Source organism: Nitrosococcus watsonii C-113 (assembly GCF_000143085.1).
GTDB lineage: Bacteria > Pseudomonadota > Gammaproteobacteria > Nitrosococcales > Nitrosococcaceae > Nitrosococcus > Nitrosococcus watsonii.
Genome location: NC_014315.1, coordinates 1,580,001 through 1,601,056 on the forward strand (window position 1 = coordinate 1,580,001; position 21,056 = coordinate 1,601,056).

The 21,056-nt window shown below is 45.6% G+C and carries 20 protein-coding genes, 1 tRNA gene and 2 rRNA genes (1 of these 23 only partly in view); 8 read left to right on the forward strand and 15 right to left on the reverse strand.

What is annotated here, in order from left to right:
• From NWAT_RS07105 to NWAT_RS16655, 6 genes are all read left to right on the forward strand, one after another.
• A 23S ribosomal RNA gene (locus NWAT_RS07105) occupies positions 1-2,597 on the forward strand; it begins 315 nt to the left of the window's first position.
• A gap of 51 nt (positions 2,598-2,648) precedes the next feature.
• Positions 2,649-2,763 (forward strand): 5S ribosomal RNA (gene rrf, locus NWAT_RS07110).
• Between the two features lie 151 nt (positions 2,764-2,914).
• Positions 2,915-4,336 (forward strand): phospholipase D-like domain-containing protein, encoded by a 1,422-nt coding sequence (locus NWAT_RS07115; RefSeq protein ID WP_013220445.1) that lies wholly within the window; start codon positions 2,915-2,917, stop codon positions 4,334-4,336.
• A gap of 80 nt (positions 4,337-4,416) precedes the next feature.
• Positions 4,417-5,766 (forward strand): aldehyde dehydrogenase family protein, encoded by a 1,350-nt coding sequence (locus NWAT_RS07120; RefSeq protein ID WP_269724278.1) that lies wholly within the window; start codon positions 4,417-4,419, stop codon positions 5,764-5,766.
• Between the two features lie 456 nt (positions 5,767-6,222).
• The gene (locus NWAT_RS07125) at positions 6,223-7,209 is read left to right on the forward strand and encodes a DNA-binding protein (RefSeq protein ID WP_013220448.1); all 987 of its coding nucleotides are present in this window, start codon (positions 6,223-6,225) and stop codon (positions 7,207-7,209) included.
• Positions 7,210-7,289: 80 nt separating this feature from the next.
• Positions 7,290-7,646 carry a Tn3 family transposase gene (locus tag NWAT_RS16655; protein ID WP_041350563.1) on the forward strand — a complete coding sequence of 119 codons (357 nt, stop codon included), beginning with the start codon at positions 7,290-7,292 and terminating at the stop codon, positions 7,644-7,646.
• A 16-nt stretch (positions 7,647-7,662) separates the two neighbouring features.
• Here the strand turns inward: NWAT_RS16655 and NWAT_RS07135 are convergent, their stop codons facing one another.
• Positions 7,663-8,331, reverse strand: a complete 669-nt coding sequence (locus tag NWAT_RS07135) for a Bax inhibitor-1/YccA family protein (RefSeq protein WP_013220449.1) — start codon at positions 8,329-8,331, stop codon at positions 7,663-7,665.
• Positions 8,332-8,467: 136 nt separating this feature from the next.
• Here NWAT_RS07135 and NWAT_RS07140 point away from each other — a divergent pair.
• A tRNA-Ser gene (locus NWAT_RS07140) sits at positions 8,468-8,558 on the forward strand.
• 16 nt (positions 8,559-8,574) lie between these two features.
• On the opposite strand, the gene NWAT_RS07145 is transcribed toward NWAT_RS07140, so the two are convergent.
• Complete coding sequence (locus NWAT_RS07145; protein WP_013220450.1) at positions 8,575-9,465, reverse strand: DNA replication terminus site-binding protein; 891 nt, start codon at positions 9,463-9,465, stop codon at positions 8,575-8,577.
• A gap of 70 nt (positions 9,466-9,535) precedes the next feature.
• Here NWAT_RS07145 and NWAT_RS07150 point away from each other — a divergent pair, with 70 nt between their 5' ends.
• Positions 9,536-10,669 carry an aminotransferase class V-fold PLP-dependent enzyme gene (locus NWAT_RS07150; RefSeq protein WP_013220451.1) on the forward strand — a complete coding sequence of 378 codons (1,134 nt, stop codon included), beginning with the start codon at positions 9,536-9,538 and terminating at the stop codon, positions 10,667-10,669.
• Positions 10,670-10,740: 71 nt separating this feature from the next.
• On the opposite strand, the gene NWAT_RS16660 is transcribed toward NWAT_RS07150, so the two are convergent.
• From NWAT_RS16660 to plsX, 13 genes are all read right to left on the reverse strand, one after another.
• On the reverse strand, positions 10,741-10,896 hold the full coding sequence (locus NWAT_RS16660) for a hypothetical protein (protein ID WP_013220452.1): 156 nt from the start codon (positions 10,894-10,896) through the stop codon (positions 10,741-10,743).
• A gap of 40 nt (positions 10,897-10,936) precedes the next feature.
• A complete protein-coding gene (locus tag NWAT_RS07155) occupies positions 10,937-11,722 on the reverse strand; it encodes a TatD family hydrolase (protein ID WP_013220453.1) in 786 nt (261 codons plus the stop codon).
• Between the two features lie 50 nt (positions 11,723-11,772).
• Positions 11,773-12,144: a PilZ domain-containing protein gene (locus NWAT_RS07160; protein WP_013220454.1), complete on the reverse strand. Its 372-nt coding sequence runs from the start codon at positions 12,142-12,144 to the stop codon at positions 11,773-11,775.
• A complete protein-coding gene (locus tag NWAT_RS07165) occupies positions 12,131-13,144 on the reverse strand; it encodes a DNA polymerase III subunit delta' (protein WP_083781431.1) in 1,014 nt (337 codons plus the stop codon). Before NWAT_RS07165 ends, NWAT_RS07160 begins: the two co-directional genes overlap by 14 nt.
• Positions 13,137-13,769 carry a dTMP kinase gene (gene tmk / locus NWAT_RS07170; protein WP_013220456.1) on the reverse strand — a complete coding sequence of 211 codons (633 nt, stop codon included), beginning with the start codon at positions 13,767-13,769 and terminating at the stop codon, positions 13,137-13,139. Before tmk ends, NWAT_RS07165 begins: the two co-directional genes overlap by 8 nt.
• A 2-nt stretch (positions 13,770-13,771) precedes the next feature.
• Positions 13,772-14,797, reverse strand: coding sequence for an endolytic transglycosylase MltG (gene mltG / locus NWAT_RS07175; protein WP_013220457.1), 1,026 nt, complete (start codon positions 14,795-14,797; stop codon positions 13,772-13,774).
• A gap of 37 nt (positions 14,798-14,834) precedes the next feature.
• Positions 14,835-15,638 carry an aminodeoxychorismate lyase gene (gene pabC, locus NWAT_RS07180; RefSeq protein WP_013220458.1) on the reverse strand — a complete coding sequence of 268 codons (804 nt, stop codon included), beginning with the start codon at positions 15,636-15,638 and terminating at the stop codon, positions 14,835-14,837.
• Positions 15,639-15,678: 40 nt separating this feature from the next.
• Entirely contained in the window at positions 15,679-16,923 is a 1,245-nt protein-coding gene (gene fabF, locus NWAT_RS07185; RefSeq protein WP_013220459.1) for a beta-ketoacyl-ACP synthase II, read from the reverse strand.
• Between the two features lie 94 nt (positions 16,924-17,017).
• A complete protein-coding gene (gene acpP / locus NWAT_RS07190) occupies positions 17,018-17,254 on the reverse strand; it encodes an acyl carrier protein (RefSeq protein WP_013220460.1) in 237 nt (78 codons plus the stop codon).
• 119 nt (positions 17,255-17,373) lie between these two features.
• Complete coding sequence (fabG, locus tag NWAT_RS07195; protein ID WP_013220461.1) at positions 17,374-18,117, reverse strand: 3-oxoacyl-ACP reductase FabG; 744 nt, start codon at positions 18,115-18,117, stop codon at positions 17,374-17,376.
• Positions 18,114-19,061 carry an ACP S-malonyltransferase gene (gene fabD, locus NWAT_RS07200; protein WP_013220462.1) on the reverse strand — a complete coding sequence of 316 codons (948 nt, stop codon included), beginning with the start codon at positions 19,059-19,061 and terminating at the stop codon, positions 18,114-18,116. Before fabD ends, fabG begins: the two co-directional genes overlap by 4 nt.
• Before the next feature lie 4 nt (positions 19,062-19,065).
• Entirely contained in the window at positions 19,066-20,034 is a 969-nt protein-coding gene (locus tag NWAT_RS07205; RefSeq protein ID WP_013220463.1) for a beta-ketoacyl-ACP synthase III, read from the reverse strand.
• On the reverse strand, positions 20,031-21,053 hold the full coding sequence (gene plsX, locus NWAT_RS07210; protein WP_083781432.1) for a phosphate acyltransferase PlsX: 1,023 nt from the start codon (positions 21,051-21,053) through the stop codon (positions 20,031-20,033). The genes NWAT_RS07205 and plsX overlap by 4 nt, the downstream gene beginning before the upstream one ends.
• Positions 21,054-21,056: the final 3 nt, after the last annotated feature.

The following is a 21,056-nucleotide window of genomic DNA, read 5'->3' on the forward strand; positions in this document are numbered from 1 at the left end:
TAGACGGTGATAGCCCGGTACACGAAAGGGTCTTACGAGTGAAATTGAGTAGGGCGGGACACGTGTTATCCTGTCTGAATAGGGGGGGCCCACCCTCCAAGGCTAAATACTCCCTACCGACCGATAGTGAACGAGTACCGTGAGGGAAAGGTGAAAAGAACCCCGTAGAGGGGAGTGAAAGAGAATCTGAAACCGTATGCGTACAAGCAGTGGGAGCACCTTGAGGGGTGTGACTGCGTACCTTTTGTATAATGGGTCAGCGAGTTACTTTCAGTGGCAAGGTTAACCGAGAAAGGGGAGCCGAAGGGAAACCGAGTCTGAACAGGGCGACTGTAGTCGCTGGGAGTAGACCCGAAACCGGGCGATCTAGCCATGGCCAGGGTGAAGGTGGGGTAATTCCCACTGGAGGCCCGAACCCACTGATGTTGAAAAATCAGGGGATGAGCTGTGGTTAGGAGTGAAAGGCTAAACAAGCTCGGAGATAGCTGGTTCTCCCCGAAAGCTATTTAGGTAGCGCCTCATGTATCACTCCTGGGGGTAGAGCACTGTTTCGGCTAGGGGGGCGTCTAGCCTTACCAAACCGAGGCAAACTCCGAATACCGGGAAGTGCAATCATGGGAGACACACAGCGGGTGATAAGGTCCGTTGTGGAAAGGGAAACAGCCCAGACCGTCGGCTAAGGTCCCAAAATTATCGCTAAGTGGGAAACGATGTGGGAAGGCGAAGACAGCCAGGAGGTTGGCTTAGAAGCAGCCATCCTTTAAAGAAAGCGTAATAGCTCACTGGTCGAGTCGGCCTGCGCGGAAGATGTACCGGGGCTCAAGCGATATACCGAAGCTGCGGGTGCGAATTCTCTTTAAGGGGAATTTGCGCGGTAGGGGAGCGTTCCGTAGGCTGTTGAAGGTGTGCTGAGAGGCATGCTGGAGGTATCGGAAGTGCGAATGCTGACATGAGTAACGATAAAGGGGGTGAGAGGCCCCCTCGCCGAAAGCCCAAGGGTTCCTGCGCAACGCTAATCGGCGCAGGGTGAGTCGGCCCCTAAGGCGAGGCCGAAAGGCGTAGTCGATGGGAAACCGGTTAATATTCCGGTACCTGTTATAACTGCGATGGGGTGACGGAGAAGGCTAGGCTAGCCGGGTGTTGGAAGTCCCGGTTCAAACGTGTAGGGAGCGCTCTTAGGAAAAACCGGGAGCGCCTATTCCGAGGCGTGATGACGAGCCTCCTTAAAGGAGGCGAAGTGGTTGAGGCCCTGCTTCCAGGAAAAGCCTCTAAGCATCAGGTTATAGCGGACCGTACTCGAAACCGACACAGGTGGGTGGGGTGAGAATCCTCAGGCGCTTGAGAGAACTCGGGTGAAGGAACTCGGCAAATTGACACCGTAACTTCGGGAGAAGGTGTGCCCTCGGTAAGTGAAGGCCCTTGCGGCTGGAGCTGAAAGGGGTTGCAGTGACCAGGTGGCTGCGACTGTTTATTAAAAACACAGCACTCTGCAAACTCGTAAGAGGAAGTATAGGGTGTGACGCCTGCCCGGTGCCGGAAGGTTAAGTGATGGGGTCAGCCGTAAGGCGAAGCCTTTGAACGAAGCCCCGGTAAACGGCGGCCGTAACTATAACGGTCCTAAGGTAGCGAAATTCCTTGTCGGGTAAGTTCCGACCTGCACGAATGGCGTAACGATGGCCACACTGTCTCCACCCGAGACTCAGTGAAATTGAATTGGCTGTGAAGATGCAGTGTACCTGCGGCAAGACGGAAAGACCCCGTGAACCTTTACTATAGCTTTGCACTGGATTTTGAACCTGCTTGTGTAGGATAGGTGGGAGGCAATGAAGCGTGATCGCTAGATTGCGTGGAGCCATCCTTGAAATACCACCCTGGCATGTTTGGAGTTCTAACCTAGGCCCGTTAACCGGGTCGGGAACAGTGCATGGTGGGTAGTTTGACTGGGGCGGTCTCCTCCCAAAGGGTAACGGAGGAGCGCGAAGGTACCCTCAGCGCGGTCGGAAATCGCGTAGTGAGTGCAAAGGCAAAAGGGTGCCTGACTGCGAGACGGACAGGTCGAGCAGGGGCGAAAGCCGGTCTTAGTGATCCGGTGGTTCTTAGTGGAAGGGCCATCGCTCAACGGATAAAAGGTACTCCGGGGATAACAGGCTGATACCGCCCAAGAGTTCATATCGACGGCGGTGTTTGGCACCTCGATGTCGGCTCATCACATCCTGGGGCTGTAGCAGGTCCCAAGGGTATGGCTGTTCGCCATTTAAAGTGGTACGCGAGCTGGGTTTAGAACGTCGTGAGACAGTTCGGTCCCTATCTGCCGTAGGCGTTGGAGATTTGAGAGGAGCTGCTCCTAGTACGAGAGGACCGGAGTGGACGGACCTCTGGTGTTCCGGTTGTCACGCCAGTGGCATTGCCGGGTAGCTATGTCCGGAAGGGATAACCGCTGAAGGCATCTAAGCGGGAAGCCTTCCTTAAGATGAGATCTCCCTGAACCTACGAGGTTCCTGAAGGGTTGTTGGAGACGACAACGTTGATAGGCGGGGTGTGGAAGCGCAGTAATGTGTGAAGCTAACCCGTACTAATGGCCCGTGAGGCTTGACCATATAACACCCAAGCGAGTTGGGCGTGTTGCCTAGAGAGACTTCTCTTTTTTGCCTGGTGGCCATAGCGAGTAGGTCCCACCCGATCCCATTCCGAACTCGGAAGTGAAACTGCTCAGCGCCGATGATAGTGTGGGATTACCCATGTGAAAGTAGGTCACTGCCAGGCGCCTTAAATAGAAGCCCCCAGCGGGATAACTCCCGCTGGGGGCTTTCCTTTTTCGCTTTGTTAATCTTTAGAATGTGCTAATGTGCTATAGAATTAAAAACCCTTGCCTGCGCTGCTAATAAAGTTAAAATTACAGTAATATTCGAACCATATGCTTGGTGGGTTTATTGTTCTTTTTTTCCATTTTATTGCGGCGCCGTTCGCAGTCGTACATGCTTTATTATTTAAACGCGACCATCGCGCTGCACTAGGCTGGGTTAGTGTTTCGATTTTATTCCCCATTGCGGGTCCTGTGCTGTATTTTTTTTTTGGTGTTAACCGCATTCGCCATAATGCTCGAGAGGTTACCGGCTGGAAATCCAGGTTGCCTTATTTTGGTTACGAGCGAGGCGATGTATTTTTACCGCAAGCCCCCCCCCCGGAGGTAGATGCTTATCCGCTAGTGCATGTGGGTTGGCGTACGACAGCGACTCCACTAATAGCAGGAAATGCCGTAAGTTTTCTTAGGAATGGCGACGCTTTTTATCCACGGCTGATCGAAGCTATTAAGTCTGCGCAGGTACGAATTTGGATTTCCAGTTATATTTTTTCTGGTGATGGTATTGGTATGGAGATTGTCGCCGCTCTTACAGACGCTGCAGAAAGAAATGTGGATACACGCGTCTTGGTGGACGGTGTTGGTGCCTGGTATTCGTTACATAGTTTACGGCGATCTCTGAAGTGTACAGGTATCCGATACGCTGAATTTTTGCCGCCACGGCTACTGCCGCCATCACTTCACATTAACTTGCGTAACCATCGCAAGATTGCAATTATCGATACTGAATATGCCTTTTTCGGAGGGCTTAATATTGATAATCGTCATTTTGTTACCTCTCCTCGAATTGATAATCCACATGAGGATGTACATTTTGAATTATATGGTCCAGCAGCAACTAGTTTAGCCAAAGTTTTCTCCCATGATTGGTATGCCGCCACGCGTGAAATGCTTGTAGTAACGGCTGGTAATGGAGATAAACGGGGTAGCTCATTTGCCCGGGTAATTGAAGATGGTCCAGATGAGGGATTAGACCGGTTAGCTATGACTCTCCTCGGCTTGGTGGGTGGAGCATGTCGGCGAATCCGTATTATGACACCTTATTTTCTCCCCCATCGTGAATTGGTAGGTGCTCTTCAAGGTGCTGCTGTACGTGGCGTCACTGTGGAAGTCTTGCTTCCGCAACAGTCTAATCTACGTTATGTGGATTGGGCAACCCAGCATTCATTATGGGAGTTGTTGCAGTGGGGTGTACATATCAGTTTGAAGCCCTTACCCTTTGCCCATAGTAAACTTTTTATAGTGGATGATGACTATGTGCTTGCTGGTTCATCTAATCTAGATCCGCGCAGTTTGAGACTAAATTTCGAAGTGGGCGTAGAATTGTTTGATACTAGACTGGCAAAGATTGTTAATAATTATTTCGATGATGCTTGGAAAGATGCACGAGTGCTACAATTAGAAGATTTAGATCAGCGCTCCGTACCAACTCGGTTGCGGGATGGTTTTTTTTGGTTGTTTTCAGCCTATCTATAATTACGAAATTAAAGCTGCTATCCTATTCTGAGTCTTAAAGTGGTTTTTATTTTATACAAATGACTGATTTTAGGCCTCTAATGCGCGCTTTTTTCTCTGCTGGTAATACCCGTAATTATGCGTTTCGCAGGCAACAACTGCAAAGCTTGCACCGATTAATTTTCGAACATGAAGAAGAAATCATTCGAGTACTAGCCGCTGACTTTGGTAAGCCAACAGCAGAGACTTATGCTAGTGAAATTGCTTTTCTATACCAAGAAATCAACCATACCCTCAAACATCTTCGTAACTGGATGCGACCAAAGAAAGTATCCACGCCCCTGGTTCTTCAACCCAGCAAAAGCCGTATATATTTCGAACCCAAGGGAGTAGTTTTGGTTGTTGGTCCTTGGAATTATCCTTTTCAATTGACGTTAGCCCCAGTAGTTGCTGCCATGGCGGCTGGTAATTGTGTGGTAATTAAACCTTCAGAACTTACTCCCCAAACTTCAGCTTTGATAAAGCACTTAATTAACAATTATTTTTCGCCAGAATATCTGGTTGTGGTAGAAGGAGAAGGCGCCCAGATTGTTCCGGAGTTAATTGATAAATATCACTTTGATCATATTTTCTTCACGGGTTCGACCCGGGTGGGTGCTATGATTGCTGAACAAGCCGGACGTCATCTAATTTCTACTACCTTGGAACTAGGAGGGAAAAGCCCCGCAATTGTAGAGCGTTCTGCTACCTTTGAAGTAGCCGCTAGGCGCTTGTTATGGGGTAAGTTTTTTAATAGCGGGCAAACCTGCGTTGCACCTGACTATCTTCTCTTAGATGAAGAGATAGCTGATTCATTCATAGAAATTCTTAAAAACAACTTATTAAAATTTTATGATGATCCCTCCCAAGCTAGCCGTCATCTTGCTCGAATTGTAGGTAAAGAGCGCTGGAAAACACTAGTAGGTTACCTGGAACAGGGAAAAATATTGTATGGTGGGCAATATAATGAAGAGAGGCTCTACATTGCTCCGACCTTATTACAAGTTACAGATTTGTCCCAATCCGTGATGCAAGAAGAAATTTTTGGCCCTATCTTGCCTATTATTACCTATCAGAACTGCTCTGAAGCATTAGAAATTATTGAAAGAAATCCTTACCCGCTTGCTTTTTATCTTTTTACTCGTGAAAAGAAAAAGCAGAACTGGTACTTAGAGCATGTTCAGTTTGGTGGAGGTGCTATTAATAATGCCATGGTGCATCTCAGTAACCCAAACCTGCCTTTTGGCGGAATTAACCAATCGGGGCATGGACGATACCATGGCTATGAAGGATTTTCCGCATTTAGTAACCATAAGAGCGTACTCCATAGCGATACCTGGTTTGATCCTGATTTCAAATACCCTCCTTATTCTAAAACCACTTTAAAGTGGTTTCGCCGTTTGTTGGGATAATCTATTTTCGGTAGTCCTGCATTGTGAGTGATAATCGGGATCGGGTTGTTGGGCAAAGGGTCGCATTATAATGGTGGACAAAATACCCAATAGCGCCGACATGGTTTTCTAATTTCTTAGAGGATGTCCCTACCCCGTTACTCCCATTTTTAATAATATCAGTACCACCGCATTGGGGACAGTTCATGGCTATCTCCTTGAGAAATCTATACAAATAGATAGAGCATAACCACTCAATATCAATGCCCGCTTAATAATTCCACTTCAGCCCTTTCCCCTATTATCCAGAAAAAATACGCTTAGATTCAATGGCCCCCATAGATAACTCGCGATAAGTGATATTATCGTGGGTTAAGATCGCGGGACAACTTTAGAATATATTGTTTGTACTATTATGTGAAATAACATATTATGTAATATTTTATTTTAAACATTATTCGGCTAAGGAGACTCCACATGGGACGTCCCGGCGTGACTTATAGAGAAGTAGCCGAAGCCGCCACGCAGCTAACCCAACAAGGCCATATTCCCACCGTAGATGGGGTGCGGGCGCGGCTGGGCACCGGCAGTAAAAGTACGATTGGCCCCTTGCTCAAGCAATGGAAGGCCCAGCATGCGGCGCGGGTAAGTGAATCCGAAACGGGTTTGCCGGTGGAATTGGTGGCGGCGGTGAAAGGGCTCTATGAGAGTCTGCAGCAGCAGGCCCAGAGCCAAATGGACACCGTAAAGGAAGAGACCCAGACCCAGGTGGAAGCGGCCCGGGAGGCACAAGCCGCGGCGGAGGCGCGTCAGCGGGAATTAGAAAGGGCCTTGGAAGCCAAAGAGGCGGCGTGTGCTCAATTAGACGCTGAAAAAGCCACCCTGAAAGTCGCTTTGGAGGACACCCAGCGGGTCCAGCTCACGGTGCAGGCGGAGGCAGCGGGCTTGCGGGAGCGCCTTGAAGACCGCACCCAAGTCGTGCAGGACCTTAAGCATCAGTGGGCCCAAGCCCAGGCCAATCTGGAGCATTATCGGGAATCGATCCGAGCGCAGCGACTACAGGAGCGAGCCGATGCTAGGCGACAGCTTCAGCAGCTCGAGCAAGCCTTAAAGGAAAGTCGGGCGGAAAATCAGGCGTTTCAGGCAACCTACGGTCGGCTGGAGAAGGAGCAGATCCGGCTCCAGGCGGAGTGGGATCAGTTGCATACGGAGAAGACCTCTCTAAGCGAGCAAGTGGAGCAACTCAACCAGAAGCTTGAACAAACCCAGCAGCAGTGGGCAGAAAGGGAAGGGCGATATCAGACTTTAGGCCAGGCTTATCAAGAAGCAATTGCCAAGGTGGAGACTCATAAAAAAAACCTCCTTGAAGTGGAAAAGCAAAAGGCGAGGACACAGGAGAAGATGGAAACATTGATTGCTGCCCTCCAAAAAGCGGAGGATAAAATCGATGGGCTGCAAAGCTAAAAGCAGGTCTTGGCCCAGGAGAAAGCCGCTATCGAGGGGCAGTTTAAACGAAGTTAGGCTGGGTCACCGCATCACTTTTTGTGCAAAAACTGCAGGAATTTCCACAACAAAACAAGCTCACGCAGGCATTGCAAGAATATGGACGCCTACTCCGTACATTTCACATTCTACGCTGGTATGCCGATGAAGCCGAACGCCGGCGCATTAATCTTCCGCTCAATAAAGGCGAAGCGCTGCACTCTCTACGCGCGGTTATTACCGTCGCTAATAAAGGCGTGCTCCGACGCAAACAAGAAGGCGGAGTGGGATCATTGCATACGGAGAAGACCTCTCTAAGCGAGCAAGTGGGGCAGTTAAACGAAGCTTTAACGCACACTCAGCAGCAGCGGGCAGAAAAGGCCCCGGTATTTTCGGGGCCTTTTCTTGAGATAATTTAATAATTTAATTGAGTGACTACTCATCACCACCAAAAATTCCTAAAAGCTGCAGCAGGCTTAGGAATAAATTATAAATCGCCACATACAGACTAACCGCAGCCATGATATAGTTAGTTTCACCCCCATTAACAAGCAAGCTAGTTTGAAACAAAATAAAGCCTGACATTAACAGGATAAACATGGCAGAAACGGCCAAAGATAGGGCAGGAATTTGGAATAACATGGCGGCTAACCCAGCAAGAAAGGCTACTAAAATACCTACCATTAGAAAACCGCCAATAAAGCTAAAATCTTTACGGGTCGTTAGGGCATAGCCTGAAAGGCCAAGGAAAATAACGCCAGTACCCCCTAATGCGAGCATAACGGTTTCATGACCATTGGGTAGACCCAGGTAGAAATTAAGAATAGGTCCTAATGTATAGCCCATAAATCCGGTGAGAGCAAAGATAGCCGCTAATCCCCACGCGCTATTGCGTAGCGCATTAGTTAGAAATAATAAACCAAAATAGCCTATCAATGTAATTATCCAATGCACAGGGGGGGCATTAACCGCCATAGCAACCCCTGCAGTGACAGCGCTAAAAAGCAGAGTTGCAGCAAGAAGAGTATAGGTATTACGCACCAGTTTATTAGTTGCGGGTACCGAAGAGGTTTTCTGTAAAACTACTTGATCGTTGTAACGCATCACATCTCATCCTTACTCTAAAAATGTAGGAGTTTCGCTAAGGCTAGCAACCGCTTAGCGATTTAGTTCTTAGCTTACTTAGTTTTATCGAAAATAGCAATAGTTGAATTTCTTTGTTATCTTTATGATGATCAATGGAGGGCTGGCCGAGAGGTTGAAGGCGCTGGTCTTGAAAACCAGAAGGGGTAAAAAACCCCTCCAGGGTTCGAATCCCTGGCCCTCCGCCATAAATAGTAGATTTTACTATGCGAAAGACATATAACGATGGGCTCGTATTGTTAAGAGAAAAGGGGTAGTTTCAATGGTGGCATCATTACGCCTTAGCCGCAAACCTGGTAACGGTGGCTCTTCTGGAAGAGGCCGAAGACGAGGAAGACGATCATAACGGGTTGCTGGATAAAAGATAGGCAATACCGCCCGTTTTTGTGCTCGCCGTGTTCTTTTCTCTTCTATAATTCTCCAGGCAATATTAGCACGAGGATGGATATGAGGAGGGTTAACAATAGCTAAACGCTCATTAAAGGCAAGTCGATCTAAGCGAGATAAATCAGCTTTAATTAATAAAGGGTTACTTTGGGCCTTTTCAAGGCGTACTTCTAAACGGCGTCGGGCTTCTTCTATATCAATACTTTCAATTTTTGGTAAACGACTCCAAATAAAACTTACTGACTCCGGCACTTGTTCTAAAATCACAAATTTTCGTGTTGCCTGCCGTCTGTGTAAGCGAGCATGTCCTAAAGATGCGAGAGCAATTTTAATTAAAGGCCGTAATAGGGAGGTACCCATTTCTTGATTTTGTTCTTCAATTTTAATTCCATCTATACTTTTTAAAGCTTCTTGTAAATCAGCTTTAGCTTGATTAACGTGATGGATGGTTTCTAAAGTAGTATAAGAAACACCAACTAAGGCAGGGCAGATACAGGTAGAAATTGGATCCTGACCATCACGATAATCGATTGCAGTAACTATTTGACGAACTTGTACGCGGGCTTTAAAAGGATCTTTTTCATGCCAGACCCATAAAGGATAACTTTCTTCTTCTCTTAAGAGCCGATCGAGTATCCTTAATTGAATCTCTAAATGATGCATTGCGGTAGCAAGAGTAGCACGGAGTTGGCTATTTATATTATTCATAATAGCATTATCGTATTTAACATAATATGTATTATACGAACATTAATTAATCATCATCAGAGCAATATCTGTGAAAAAAGATTACTCAAACCAATTTCCCCAAAAAAAAGGAATTATATATCTTAATCATGCGGCTGTTGCACCTTGGCCTCGTCAAACGGCTGAGGCGGTTAAGCGTTTCGCTGAAGAGAATGTCACCATAGGGGCTTGGCGTTACCCCCACTGGTTGGAGACGGAAAAACAGCTACGGGAATTAGCTTGCCGCCTAATTAATGCCCCCTCAACAGATGATATTGCCTTAATTAAAAATACCTCAGAAGGTTTATCTATCGTCGCTAGCGGCTTAGACTGGCAAGCTGGTGATAACATCGTAACGAGCAATCAAGAATTTCCCTCTAATCTTATTCCTTGGCAGGTATTAACAAAACGGGGTGTCCAATTACGTGAAACAAATTTATCAGCGGAACCTACCCCCGAAGACTCATTATTAGCTCAAATAGACGAGAAAACCCGCCTACTGACTATCAGTTCTGTCCAATACGCATCAGGTCTAAAGATGGATCTGGAGAAAATAGGCCAGTTTTGCCGACAGCGAAATATATTATTTTGTGTCGATGCCATTCAAAGCTTAGGATCGCTAAATTTTGAATGCCAAACTATTCATGCTGATTTTGTAATTGCCGATGGCCATAAATGGATGCTAGGTCCAGAAGGCATGGGCATATTCTATTGTCGACCCGAAGCAAAAGAAAAATTACAGCTTCATCAATTCGGATGGCATATGGTGGAAGAAATGGGGGATTACGATAACAAAGTTTGGAGTATCGCCCGATCAGCACGCCGATTTGAATGCGGTAGTCTTAATATGATAGGAATTTTCGCGCTCAAAGAAAGCTTAGATTTATTAATTAATAAGGTTGGCATAGACCAAGTGGAACAGGCAGTTCTCGCAAACACGGCTTATCTTGTTGAAAGAATTCAAGCTGAACCAAAACTCCAATTACTCTCTCCCAGTTCTCCAAATCAATATTCTGGTATTGTCACCTTTAAACATCAAAGAGTAAACTCATCTATTCTCTATCGCCACCTAATAGAGCAAGGAATAATATGTGCTCTACGTGGAGGTGGTATTCGCTTTTCTCCCCATTTTTATACACCCAAGACAGAGCTTGTACAAGCCTTAAACGTATGCCTAAACGTTTAAGGTATTATTAACAAAAATAATACAAGGCCAAAAATACTATTGGGTTAGTACTCTTGGCTTAAACTTGTCGCCTAATTATCTTTTGCTTTATCAATTTCAAGTTTTAACAACTCTGGATTAACGATTTGAGATTTACTTCCACCTCCTGTTTCCATGAAACCCACGCCAACCATTAGAAGAATAAATGCAGCCACACCTATAGCAATATAAATTAACTGTTTATCCATTATAACCTCTTATTTATCAAATATATTTGATTACTAACCCTCAAGCAGGCGCTACTACTTCGGAAAATAAGGAGAAAAAATTTTCTGCTGTTAAATCCTCAAGATTTGCTAACGATGTTTTCCGCAGATCTGCCATGCATTGGGCAACATAACGAACATAAGCGGGTCTGTTGGGTGTACCCCGATGAGGTACTGGCGCTAAGTAAGGAGAATCGGTTTCTATCAGCAAACGATTAGATGGGACTTGGGTAGCCACTTTACGTAAATCTCCTGCATTACGAAAAGTAATAATTCCCGAGAAGGAAATATAAAACCCCAAATCTAAACCCTCCTTTGCTGTTTCCCAATCTTCTGTAAAACAATGAAGGACACCTCCTACTTCATCTGCGCCTTCTTCTTTCAGGATACGCACCGTATCTTTTTTAGCTTGCCTAGTATGTATAATAAGTGGTTTTCTGCATTCTTTTGCTGCTGCAATGTGAACCCGCAAACGCTCACGCTGCCATGCCAAGTCCCCTTCACTGCGAAAATAGTCTAAGCCGGTTTCTCCAATAGCCACCACCTTTGGAGTAGCCGCTAATTTTAGTAATTCTCCCGCACTAATCTTAGCGTCTTTATTGGCATTAGGATGTATGCCAATGGAAGCCGACACCTCAGCGTATTCCTGCGCTAATGCACAAATGTCAGGAAAGGTTTCTAAGTCCACTGACACACATAGCATATGGCCAATTCCTGCTTTTCGCGCTTCCTGCATTACAGGATGCACTGAACCATCAAACGGAGTCAAATCAAGCAAGTTCAAATGGCAGTGAGAATCGATCAACATAAAAATCTATACATCATATTTATGAAAAATAGTATAATAATACCATTTACTTACATCGTATGAGTTGATTTTTCAGATTTAAGCATACCGGCTAAATATGTCTCTATTTTATCCCGAGCTGCACCACCATTGATATCATTAAATTGAATACCAATTCCCGCAGCTCGATTACTTTGAGCCCCTCTCGGAGTAATCCAAACTACCTTACCTGCAACGGGAATCTTCTCTACCTCCCCCATTAAAGTAAGCAGCATAAAAACCTCATCTCCAATATGATAATTTCTATTAGTAGGTATAAATAATCCTCCATTTTTAGTAAAAGGGATATAAGCATGGTAGAGAGCATTGGTATCTTTAATACTCAAAGATAATATACCTTGCCGAGGAGGTAAAGAAGAATCGGATCGATTAGGTATGCTCATGGTGAGACTCGCTAAAACACATTAACCATTGAATGAGTATCCCTTCTAGTAGGAGCTGAGAATTAATATTAATTTGTCCTTTCCACATTTCCCGGTTGCAAGTAGCCTTCTTTTGCAAGGTAAAGAGCATTTCAAAAGTTGCCCTTCGTACAAGCAACTGAAGCGAATCAGCAACATCGCGATTTACCAAAAACCTTTTGGAAACCCCGCTTCTGAGACGAAGCATATCTCCTGCTAGCGTAGACATCCAATATAGCGGTTCTCCCAAGTCATTCTTAAGGCAATTTTTTACCATCTCAAAAAGATCCAATTCACCTTGAGCTAAAGAAAAAAGGTTATTGAGGAAATCCTTACGGTAAGATAAAAAGTCCTGTTCCGCATACTCTAAAGCACGCAAAGGCCCCCCTCCGGATAACATTAGCAAAGTCATCGGATCTAGATCCATAGAAGATGAGAGGCGCTGCTGTAGCCATACTTGTGCCTCTTGGGATTTAAGTGGCGCAAAAAAGAACTGTTGACAACGGCTACGAATAGTGATGGGCAACTGTAAAAATGCAGAGGTAATAAGAACTAAGACTGTTTTACTAGGAGGTTCTTCTAAGATCTTAAGTAAACTATTAGCAGCATTCAAAGTCATTTCTTCAGCAGGAAAAATGGCAACTGTCTTAAATAATGATTGCCGCGCCTTAAGTGCTAGGTGGGACTGGAGCTGCCGAATCTGATTCACTGAGATCGTTTGCTTTCCTTCCTTAGGGGAAAGAGTCATGTTGTCAGGGTGACTGCCAGCGCACTGCAAGCGGCATCCAGAACAAGAACCGCAACCATAGCCTCCTTTTTGTGGATATTCACAGGAGAGAGCCTGAATCAAATTAGACGCAAAAGCCCGTTTTCCCATCCCCACTGGACCCGCTAACAATATAGCGTGGGGCATACGTTTTACAATTTGGGATGCCATAAGTCTATTCCAATGCGGCTGATGCCAAGGATAAAACTCAGACATCCTGATTTACTTCTAAGAATGCTATCATTACTTTCTGAATAGCTTCCTGCACTTTTAATAAAGGTAGCGAAGAATCAATTAGGCAATATTGGGCTGGATATCTTTTAGCCAAGGAAAGGTAGGTCATACGAACACGATCAAAAAAATCAATCTTTTCCTGTTCAAAGCGATCTAGCTGCTGGCAGCGAGTCGCAGCCCTTTGTAATCCAAGCCTCGCAGGGACATCAAATAAAAGAATTAAATCCGGGCGTAAGCCATTAAGTGCCCAACTTTCAAGTGTCGCAATACGTGATAAAGGGAGTTTCCGCCCTCCTCCTTGATAAGCATAGCTAGCGCTTGTAAAGCGATCGCAGAGAATCCACTTTCCCGCTGCTAGAGCAGGAAGAATCACCTGTTGCACATGTTCTACACGAGCCGCAAACATCAATAGAAGTTCCGTATCGGCAGACATGCTTTCTAGCCTCGGCGACAATAATAATTCTCGAATCTGTTCCCCCAATAAAGTACCACCAGGCTCACGAGTAACAACGACATTTTTCCCTGCACTCTGAAGCAACTGCTGAATAAATGTAAGCTGAGTACTTTTTCCAGCTCCCTCAATACCTTCAAGCGCTATAAAAGGCATGATTAATTATTATTCTGCCTACCTAATTGATAGTTTCGTACTGCTTCCTTATGTTCTTTAAAGGTAGCCGAGAAATGATGGCTGCCATCACCACGAGAAACAAAATAGAGTGATTTTTCTCCTGCTGGGTGAAGTGCTGCTTGTAATGCTCCAAGACTAGGCATACAAATAGGTGTTGGAGGAAGTCCAGAACGGGTATAGGTATTATAAAGTGTATCTTTTTTTAAATCCTGGCGCCGTAAATTTCCATCAAAATGATTTCCTAGACCATAGATAACCGTTGGATCAGTTTGTAAGCGCATTCCTCTTTGAAGACGCCGCACGAATACGCCAGCAATCAAAGGCCGCTCTTTGGTCAGTGCGCTCTCCCGTTCAATGATGGAGGCTAGTATCAAAGCATCGTAGGGATTTCGGTAAGGAAGCTCAGGTTCACGATTTTCCCATTCTTGAGCTAGGTGATTTTCCATAAGTTGATAGGCGCGTTGCAAAAAATCCAAGTCAGTGGTATTAGCAGGGAAAAAATAAGTATCAGGGAAAAATCGGCCTTCTGGATGTTCACGAGGATAACCAAGACGTATCATGATCTCAGAATCTAATAATTGTCGATTCAAGGTTTGTTGAAGATAAGGACTATTTTGGACAGCTTTTCTCACTTGCGGAAAAGTCCATCCTTCCACCAAGGTTAAGCTATATTGCTTTACCTTACCTATTACAATTTGGCGCAGAAAAGCCAACGGTGTTATTGCTGCCTGAATATGGTACTCACCGGCTTTAATGTCCTTGGCGACCCCCTGCCAACGAGCTAATAATACTAAATACAGAGGATGCTGTGCTAAAACTTCTCGTTGATGTAGTTCATTAGCAACGGAATATATTGTAGCACCGCTGGGAATTACCAAATGCAGACCTTGCTGGCCTATCTGAAGTGGTATATGAATGAAGCGATCATACTCAAATTTTAACCATAATATTCCTGATCCTACCGCGAATCCTAACAGCGCTAATAAAAAGAAAAATTTTTTACCCATGATATTACCTAACTGTTGCTCAATTAGAGTGAACGAGCTAGGATTGCATTAAATGCTGTAGGTGCCGCGTTACCGGGCCTAAGGGATATTGACTTTCTCCAAGACGGCGTACCGGCCATATCCCTATTAAACTGTTACAAATAAAAAGCTCTTCCGCTCTTTTGAGATCTGCCAGCATTAATGGGCGCACTACCGTTTTTAACCCCAAATTAAAAGCCTGCTTTAATATAAACTCTCGCATGACTCCAGCTACACCGCAGCCGCTTAAATCGGGGGTTTGTAAGTGGGCGTCTTGAACAATGAACAGGTTGCTCATAGTCCCTTCAATGACGTGCCCTTGGCTGTCTAGCATCAATCCTTCAGGAATCATTGGATTTTTCCATTCACTTCTAGCTAGCACTTGTTCTAAACGACTAAGGTGCTTTATACCTGCTAAGGAGGGGTTATAGCCTAGTGAAGTGCGGCAAACTCGAAGGGTAATCCCATACTCCATAAAAATGGATGGATAATTTGGCCAAGGATACACTGAAAGAATGCGAGTAGGTTGAGGTTGCGATGGCGGTTGATAACCGCGGCCCCCGCTGCCCCGAGTCACCATAATTTTCAATACCCCTCGAGAAATCCCCTGACAAACCTTAACTACCTCTTCGTCTAGAATTTCCCGCGCTATTGGCGGTATCAATAAACGACGACAACCCTCTTCTAACCGTTTTAAGTGAGATGAATAAAGTATAGCTCGTTCATCATGAATGGCGATTGTCTCGAATAAGCCATCACCATATTGTAAACCTCTATCGGTAACCTCAATGTCAGAGGCAACCTTGCCATTTACAAGGATCATTAAGGGTAAAACCAAAGCTCGATACTACCAAGCTATGGACTCATTCCAATTGGCGAAAAATTAAAGATCCATTGGTACCGCCAAATCCGAAGGAATTAGAAACAACAGTTTTAATTTTCATTTCCCGAGCGGTATTCGGCACATAATCTAAACCTTCGCATTCCGGATCAAGATTGAAAATATTAATCGTGGGAGGAGCAATTTGATCACGGATAGCGAGTACAGAAAATATAGCCTCTATTCCTCCCGCGGCACCTAGCAGATGCCCCGTCATAGACTTGGTAGAACTCACGGCGGTTTTTTGAGCATGACTTTTCAAAACTGCCTTAATCGCAAGAGCTTCCGCACGATCACCGGCAAGCGTAGAAGTACCATGGGCATTAATATAATCAATGTCTTCGCTATTGAGATGAGCGTCTTTTAGCGCATTTATCATACAACGAGCTGCCCCTTCTCCATCTCTTGGCGGCTGGGTCATATGGTAGGCGTCAGCGCTCATTCCAAAACCTACCACCTCGGCATAGATTCGAGCTCCACGCCGCTTAGCATGTTCCAACTCTTCTAGAACTACAATGCCGGCACCATCGCCTAGAACAAAACCATCCCGATCTTTATCCCAAGGCCGGCTTGCTGTTTCCGGTTCCTCATTACGAGTAGATAAAGCACGGGCGGATGCAAAACCACCTAGACCCGTGGGAGAAGTCGCCATTTCTGCACCCCCGGCTATCATTACCTTTGCCTCGCCACGCTGGATGATACGTGTTGCCTCACCGATATTATGAGTCCCGGTGGTGCAAGCTGTTACAATAGCGATATTAGGACCCTTCATGCCATAAAGGATAGATAGATTCCCGGCAATCATATTGATAATATTGCTCGGCACAAAGAAAGGAGAAATCTTACGTGGTCCCCCTTGGAGGTATGCACTGTGCCCAATTTCGATCCCATGCAGCCCACCAATACCCGAGCCAATAGCAACACCCACTTGAGTCGCGTTCGCTTCGTTAACTTCTAATCCCGAATCCTCAACAGCTTGCCTTGCCGCAGCGATGCCATAATGGATAAAGGGATCCATTTTACGGGCATCTTTTAAGGGGAGATAATGTTCAATATCAAATCCCTTTACTGCCCCTCCAAAGCGAACAGGAAAATTTGTAACATCAAAATTGGTAATAGATCCAATGCCACTCTTACCTGCTAATAAATTGGCCCAAGATTCCTTAACATCCAACCCCATTGGACAAACTGTACCAAGGCCCGTAACGGCAACCCGTTTATCAGACAACAATTCACTCCCTTTTAAATAAAGAAACGCGGCCGCATTATGGTATTTCCATGATACGGCCTGGCCTCTTGCTTTGGATCAATAAGCAGTATGCTTATCCTTGGCGTTCTTTAATATAATTAATAGCTTCTTGAACGGTAGAAATATTTTCCGCTTCTTCATCAGGAATCTCACACTCGAAGGCTTCTTCCAGTGCCATAACGAGTTCTACGGTATCTAATGAATCAGCTCCCAGATCATCCACAAAGGACGACTCATTAGCTACCTCTTCAGGATTTACGCCTAATTGTTCAACCACGATTTCTTTAACTCGTGTTTCTATATCACTCATAATAGTTTATTCCTCTAAAAAACAGCTTCACAGATTCATCTGCGGATGCTAGTTTATCGGTAACCCCCTAAAGCAACAAGACAATAAAAATAATATGCTTTTAAAGCTCTTAATAATAACTAGGCCATATAGAGTCCGCCGTTAACATGTAAAGTTTCTCCCGTAATATAACTCGCCTCTAAACTTGCAAGAAAAGCGACTGCAGCAGCAACTTCCTGGGCTTTGCCCAATCTGTTTAAGGGGATTTGCGCCAGCAATACTTTCCGTTGAGTATCAGCTAGATCGCGAGTCATATCGGTGTCTATAAAGCCTGGAGCTACAGTATTAACGGTAACCCCACGAGTTCCTACCTCCCGTGCAAGCGCTTTGGTAAAGCCTATCATGCCTGCCTTTGCAGCAGCATAGTTAGTTTGTCCTGCATTTCCCATCACACCGGTTACCGAAGCAATATTAATAATGCGTCCCCAACGAGTTTTTATCATACCCCGAAGGCATCCTTTTGAGAGACGATAAATAGCTGTTAGATTGGTATTAAGAATAGTTTCCCATTCCTCATCTTTCATACGCATTAGCAGATTATCATGGGTAATACCTGCATTATTGATCAAAACTGTGGGAGCACCGAGTTGCTCTGAAGTAACCGTAAGCGCTGAATCAATTGAAGCAGGATCAGAGACATCCAATACTATCCCCATACCTGGCCATTCCCGTTCAGCAAGGAAAGCACTAATTCCTTCAGCACCCGCCTTTGAGGTAGCCGTTCCAACTACCGTCGCTCCTTGAAGAGCAATTCCCTCGATAATAGCCCGACCGATTCCCCTACTCGCTCCAGTAATTAAAGCAATCTTACCTTCCAATTTCATGAACCATCTCCTGCCGTAATATTGAGCGCCTTCTCAAGGCCAGCCGGATCAGAAATAGGCAGTACCGTCATACTCTTATCAATTCGTCTGATGAGTCCCGTCAACACTTTTCCAGGTCCGCATTCAATCAATACATCCACCCCCTGAGATTTTAGCCAGGTTATCGTTTCCACCCAGCGTACAGGGTGATTCACTTGCCGAGCTAAAGCATCGCAAATAGTATGGGGATCTTCATTAACGGTCACATCTACATTATTTACTACTGGAATAGATGGCGTTTCAATCATATATTCTGATAAACGCTGGCGAAGCTGCTTTGCTGCTGGTCCCATAAGCTGGCAGTGAGAAGGAACGCTCACAGGAAGAAACACAGCCCGCTTTGCCCCCATTTCTTTAGCTTTACTCACCGCTCTGTGAATAGCATCAGTATGACCAGCAATCACCACCTGTCCCGGTGCATTGAAATTGACTGCTTCCACTATTTGGCCCTCAGAAGATTGCTCACAAATGCTTTTAACGACATCATCGGGGAGACCAAGGATAGCGGCCATTGCACCTTCTGGCTCTGATACCGCCTCAAGCATATAGCGCCCTCGATCTGCAACTAAGCCTATCGCCGATACAAATTCTAGAGCTCCAGCACAGACCAATGCTGTATATTCTCCTAGGCTGTGTCCAGCCATAAAATCTGGACTCCGCCCTTCCGCAGCGCACCAAATCCGCCAAACAGCCACCCCCGCTGCTAACATAGCTGGTTGGGTATAATCGGTACGGTTTAATTTCTCCTCTGGCCCTTCCTGCACCAACTTCCAAAGATCATATCTCACAGCGGCAGAAGCCTGGTCGAAAGTCTCTCGTACTTGGGGATAGGGTTCGTAAAAATCGGCTAACATCCCTATAGTTTGAGAGCCTTGCCCTGGAAACACAAATGCTAATTTATTCATTAAATCAGTATATTAACAGAGCTGAACCCCAGGTAAAGCCGCCACCAAAGGCTTCAAGTAAAAGGGTATCTCCTCGCTTGATTCGGCCATCACGGACCCCTATATCCAGCGCTAATGGGACTGAAGCGGCAGAAGTATTGCCATGAGTATCAACGGTAACAATCACTCGTTCCATAGAAAGATTTAACTTCTTAGCAGTAGCAGCAATGATCCGGATATTAGCTTGGTGGGGAATAAGCCAATCAATTTCCTGCTGAGTCATCCCATTAGCTGCCAACGTCTCCTCAACCATGTACTCCAGAGTGCGAACCGCTATCTTGAAAACTTCATTTCCTTTCATTTGAATGAAAGCTTCTCCCTGCTTCACTCGTTCATAAGCCTCAGAAATACCCGCAGGCACCGTCAATAGCTCTTGGTAACTGCCATCCGCATGAAGGTGAGTTGAAAGCACTCCTGGTTCCGAACTAGCCTGAAGTACTACCGCCCCAGCCCCATCACCAAATAGCACACAGGTGGAGCGATCACTCCAATCGATAATGCGAGATAAGGTTTCGGTACCCACAACTAAGGCGGTTTGGGCGCTACCAGTGCGAATAAACTTCTCGGCTATGCTCAAGGCATAAACAAAGCCGGTACAAACAGCTTGAATATCAAAAGCAGCAGAATCATGAATATCTAACCGCTGTTGAAGTAGGCAGGCCGTGCTGGGAAAAATTCGATCAGGCGTAGTAGTCGCCACGATGATAAGATCAATCTCTTGGGGTGCGATGGCTGCTGCTTCAATAGCCTTCCAAGCAGCTAATTCGGCAAGATCGCAAGCGGTTTGATCAGGTTCAGCCACATGTCGCTCTTTAATTCCCGTTCGTTCCCTGATCCATTGATCAGAAGTATCCACCAAGCGCTCTAAATCAGCGTTGGTGAGTACTCTTTTGGGAAGAAACCCTCCGGTTCCTATAATACGGGTATAGCTCAAACCACTTGTCCTTCCGATAACCACGGCTCCAAATGGGCACTGATATGTTTAGGTACATCTTTACGGGCTTCAATTACAGCAATATGAATTGCATGGGCAAAAGCTGTTATATCTGCTCCACCATGGCTTTTAATAACTACCCCATTAAGCCCTAGCAAATTAGCTCCATTATAACGTCGAGGATCCATCCGCTGGCGGAAGGCTTTAAGCACCGGGAAAACAAGGAAGCCCGCAAAGCGGGTAAGGTAGTTACGTTGAAACGACTCCTGGAGGTAATGGCGTACCATTCGAGCGACTCCTTCACTGGATTTTAATGCTACGTTGCCCACGAAGCCATCACAGACAACCACATCAACTCGGCCTTCGTAGACATCGTCCCCTTCTATAAACCCCGCATAGTTTAAATGACTCTGGGAAAGCATGCGGCCTGCCTGCTTGATTCGCTCATTCCCTTTTATAATTTCCGAGCCGATATTTAGCAGCCCTACCGAAGGTTCTTTAATGCTATCAATAGCACTGGCCAGCACCGATCCCATCAAGGCAAATTGGTACAAATTCTGAGCGCTTGAATCTACATTAGCGCCTAAGTCTAGCATATAGCAGTGTCCCCGAATTGTAGGCAAAGCTGAAACAATTGCTGGACGATCAATCCCCGGTAAAGTCTTGAGTACAAAGCGAGCAATGGCCATCAAGGCACCAGTATTACCAGCGCTTACACAAGCATCAGCCTTTCTGCTTTTAACTAGATTAATAGCTATTCGCATGGAAGAATCCTTTTTAGCCCGTAAAGCTTGTGAAGGCGTTTCGTCCATTTCAACTTTCTGTGAGGCATGCTGGATAGTCAAGCGTGTTCCCAATTCCCCCCGATGTGCTGCCACTAAATTATTTAACAGATCTTGATCTCCGATTAGGATTAACTTTACATTAATCATTTCAGAGAGCACTTTAAGTGCGGCAGGAACAACTACTTGGGGACCGTAATCGCCCCCCATTGCATCTAGCGCGATGGTAACATTCAATCC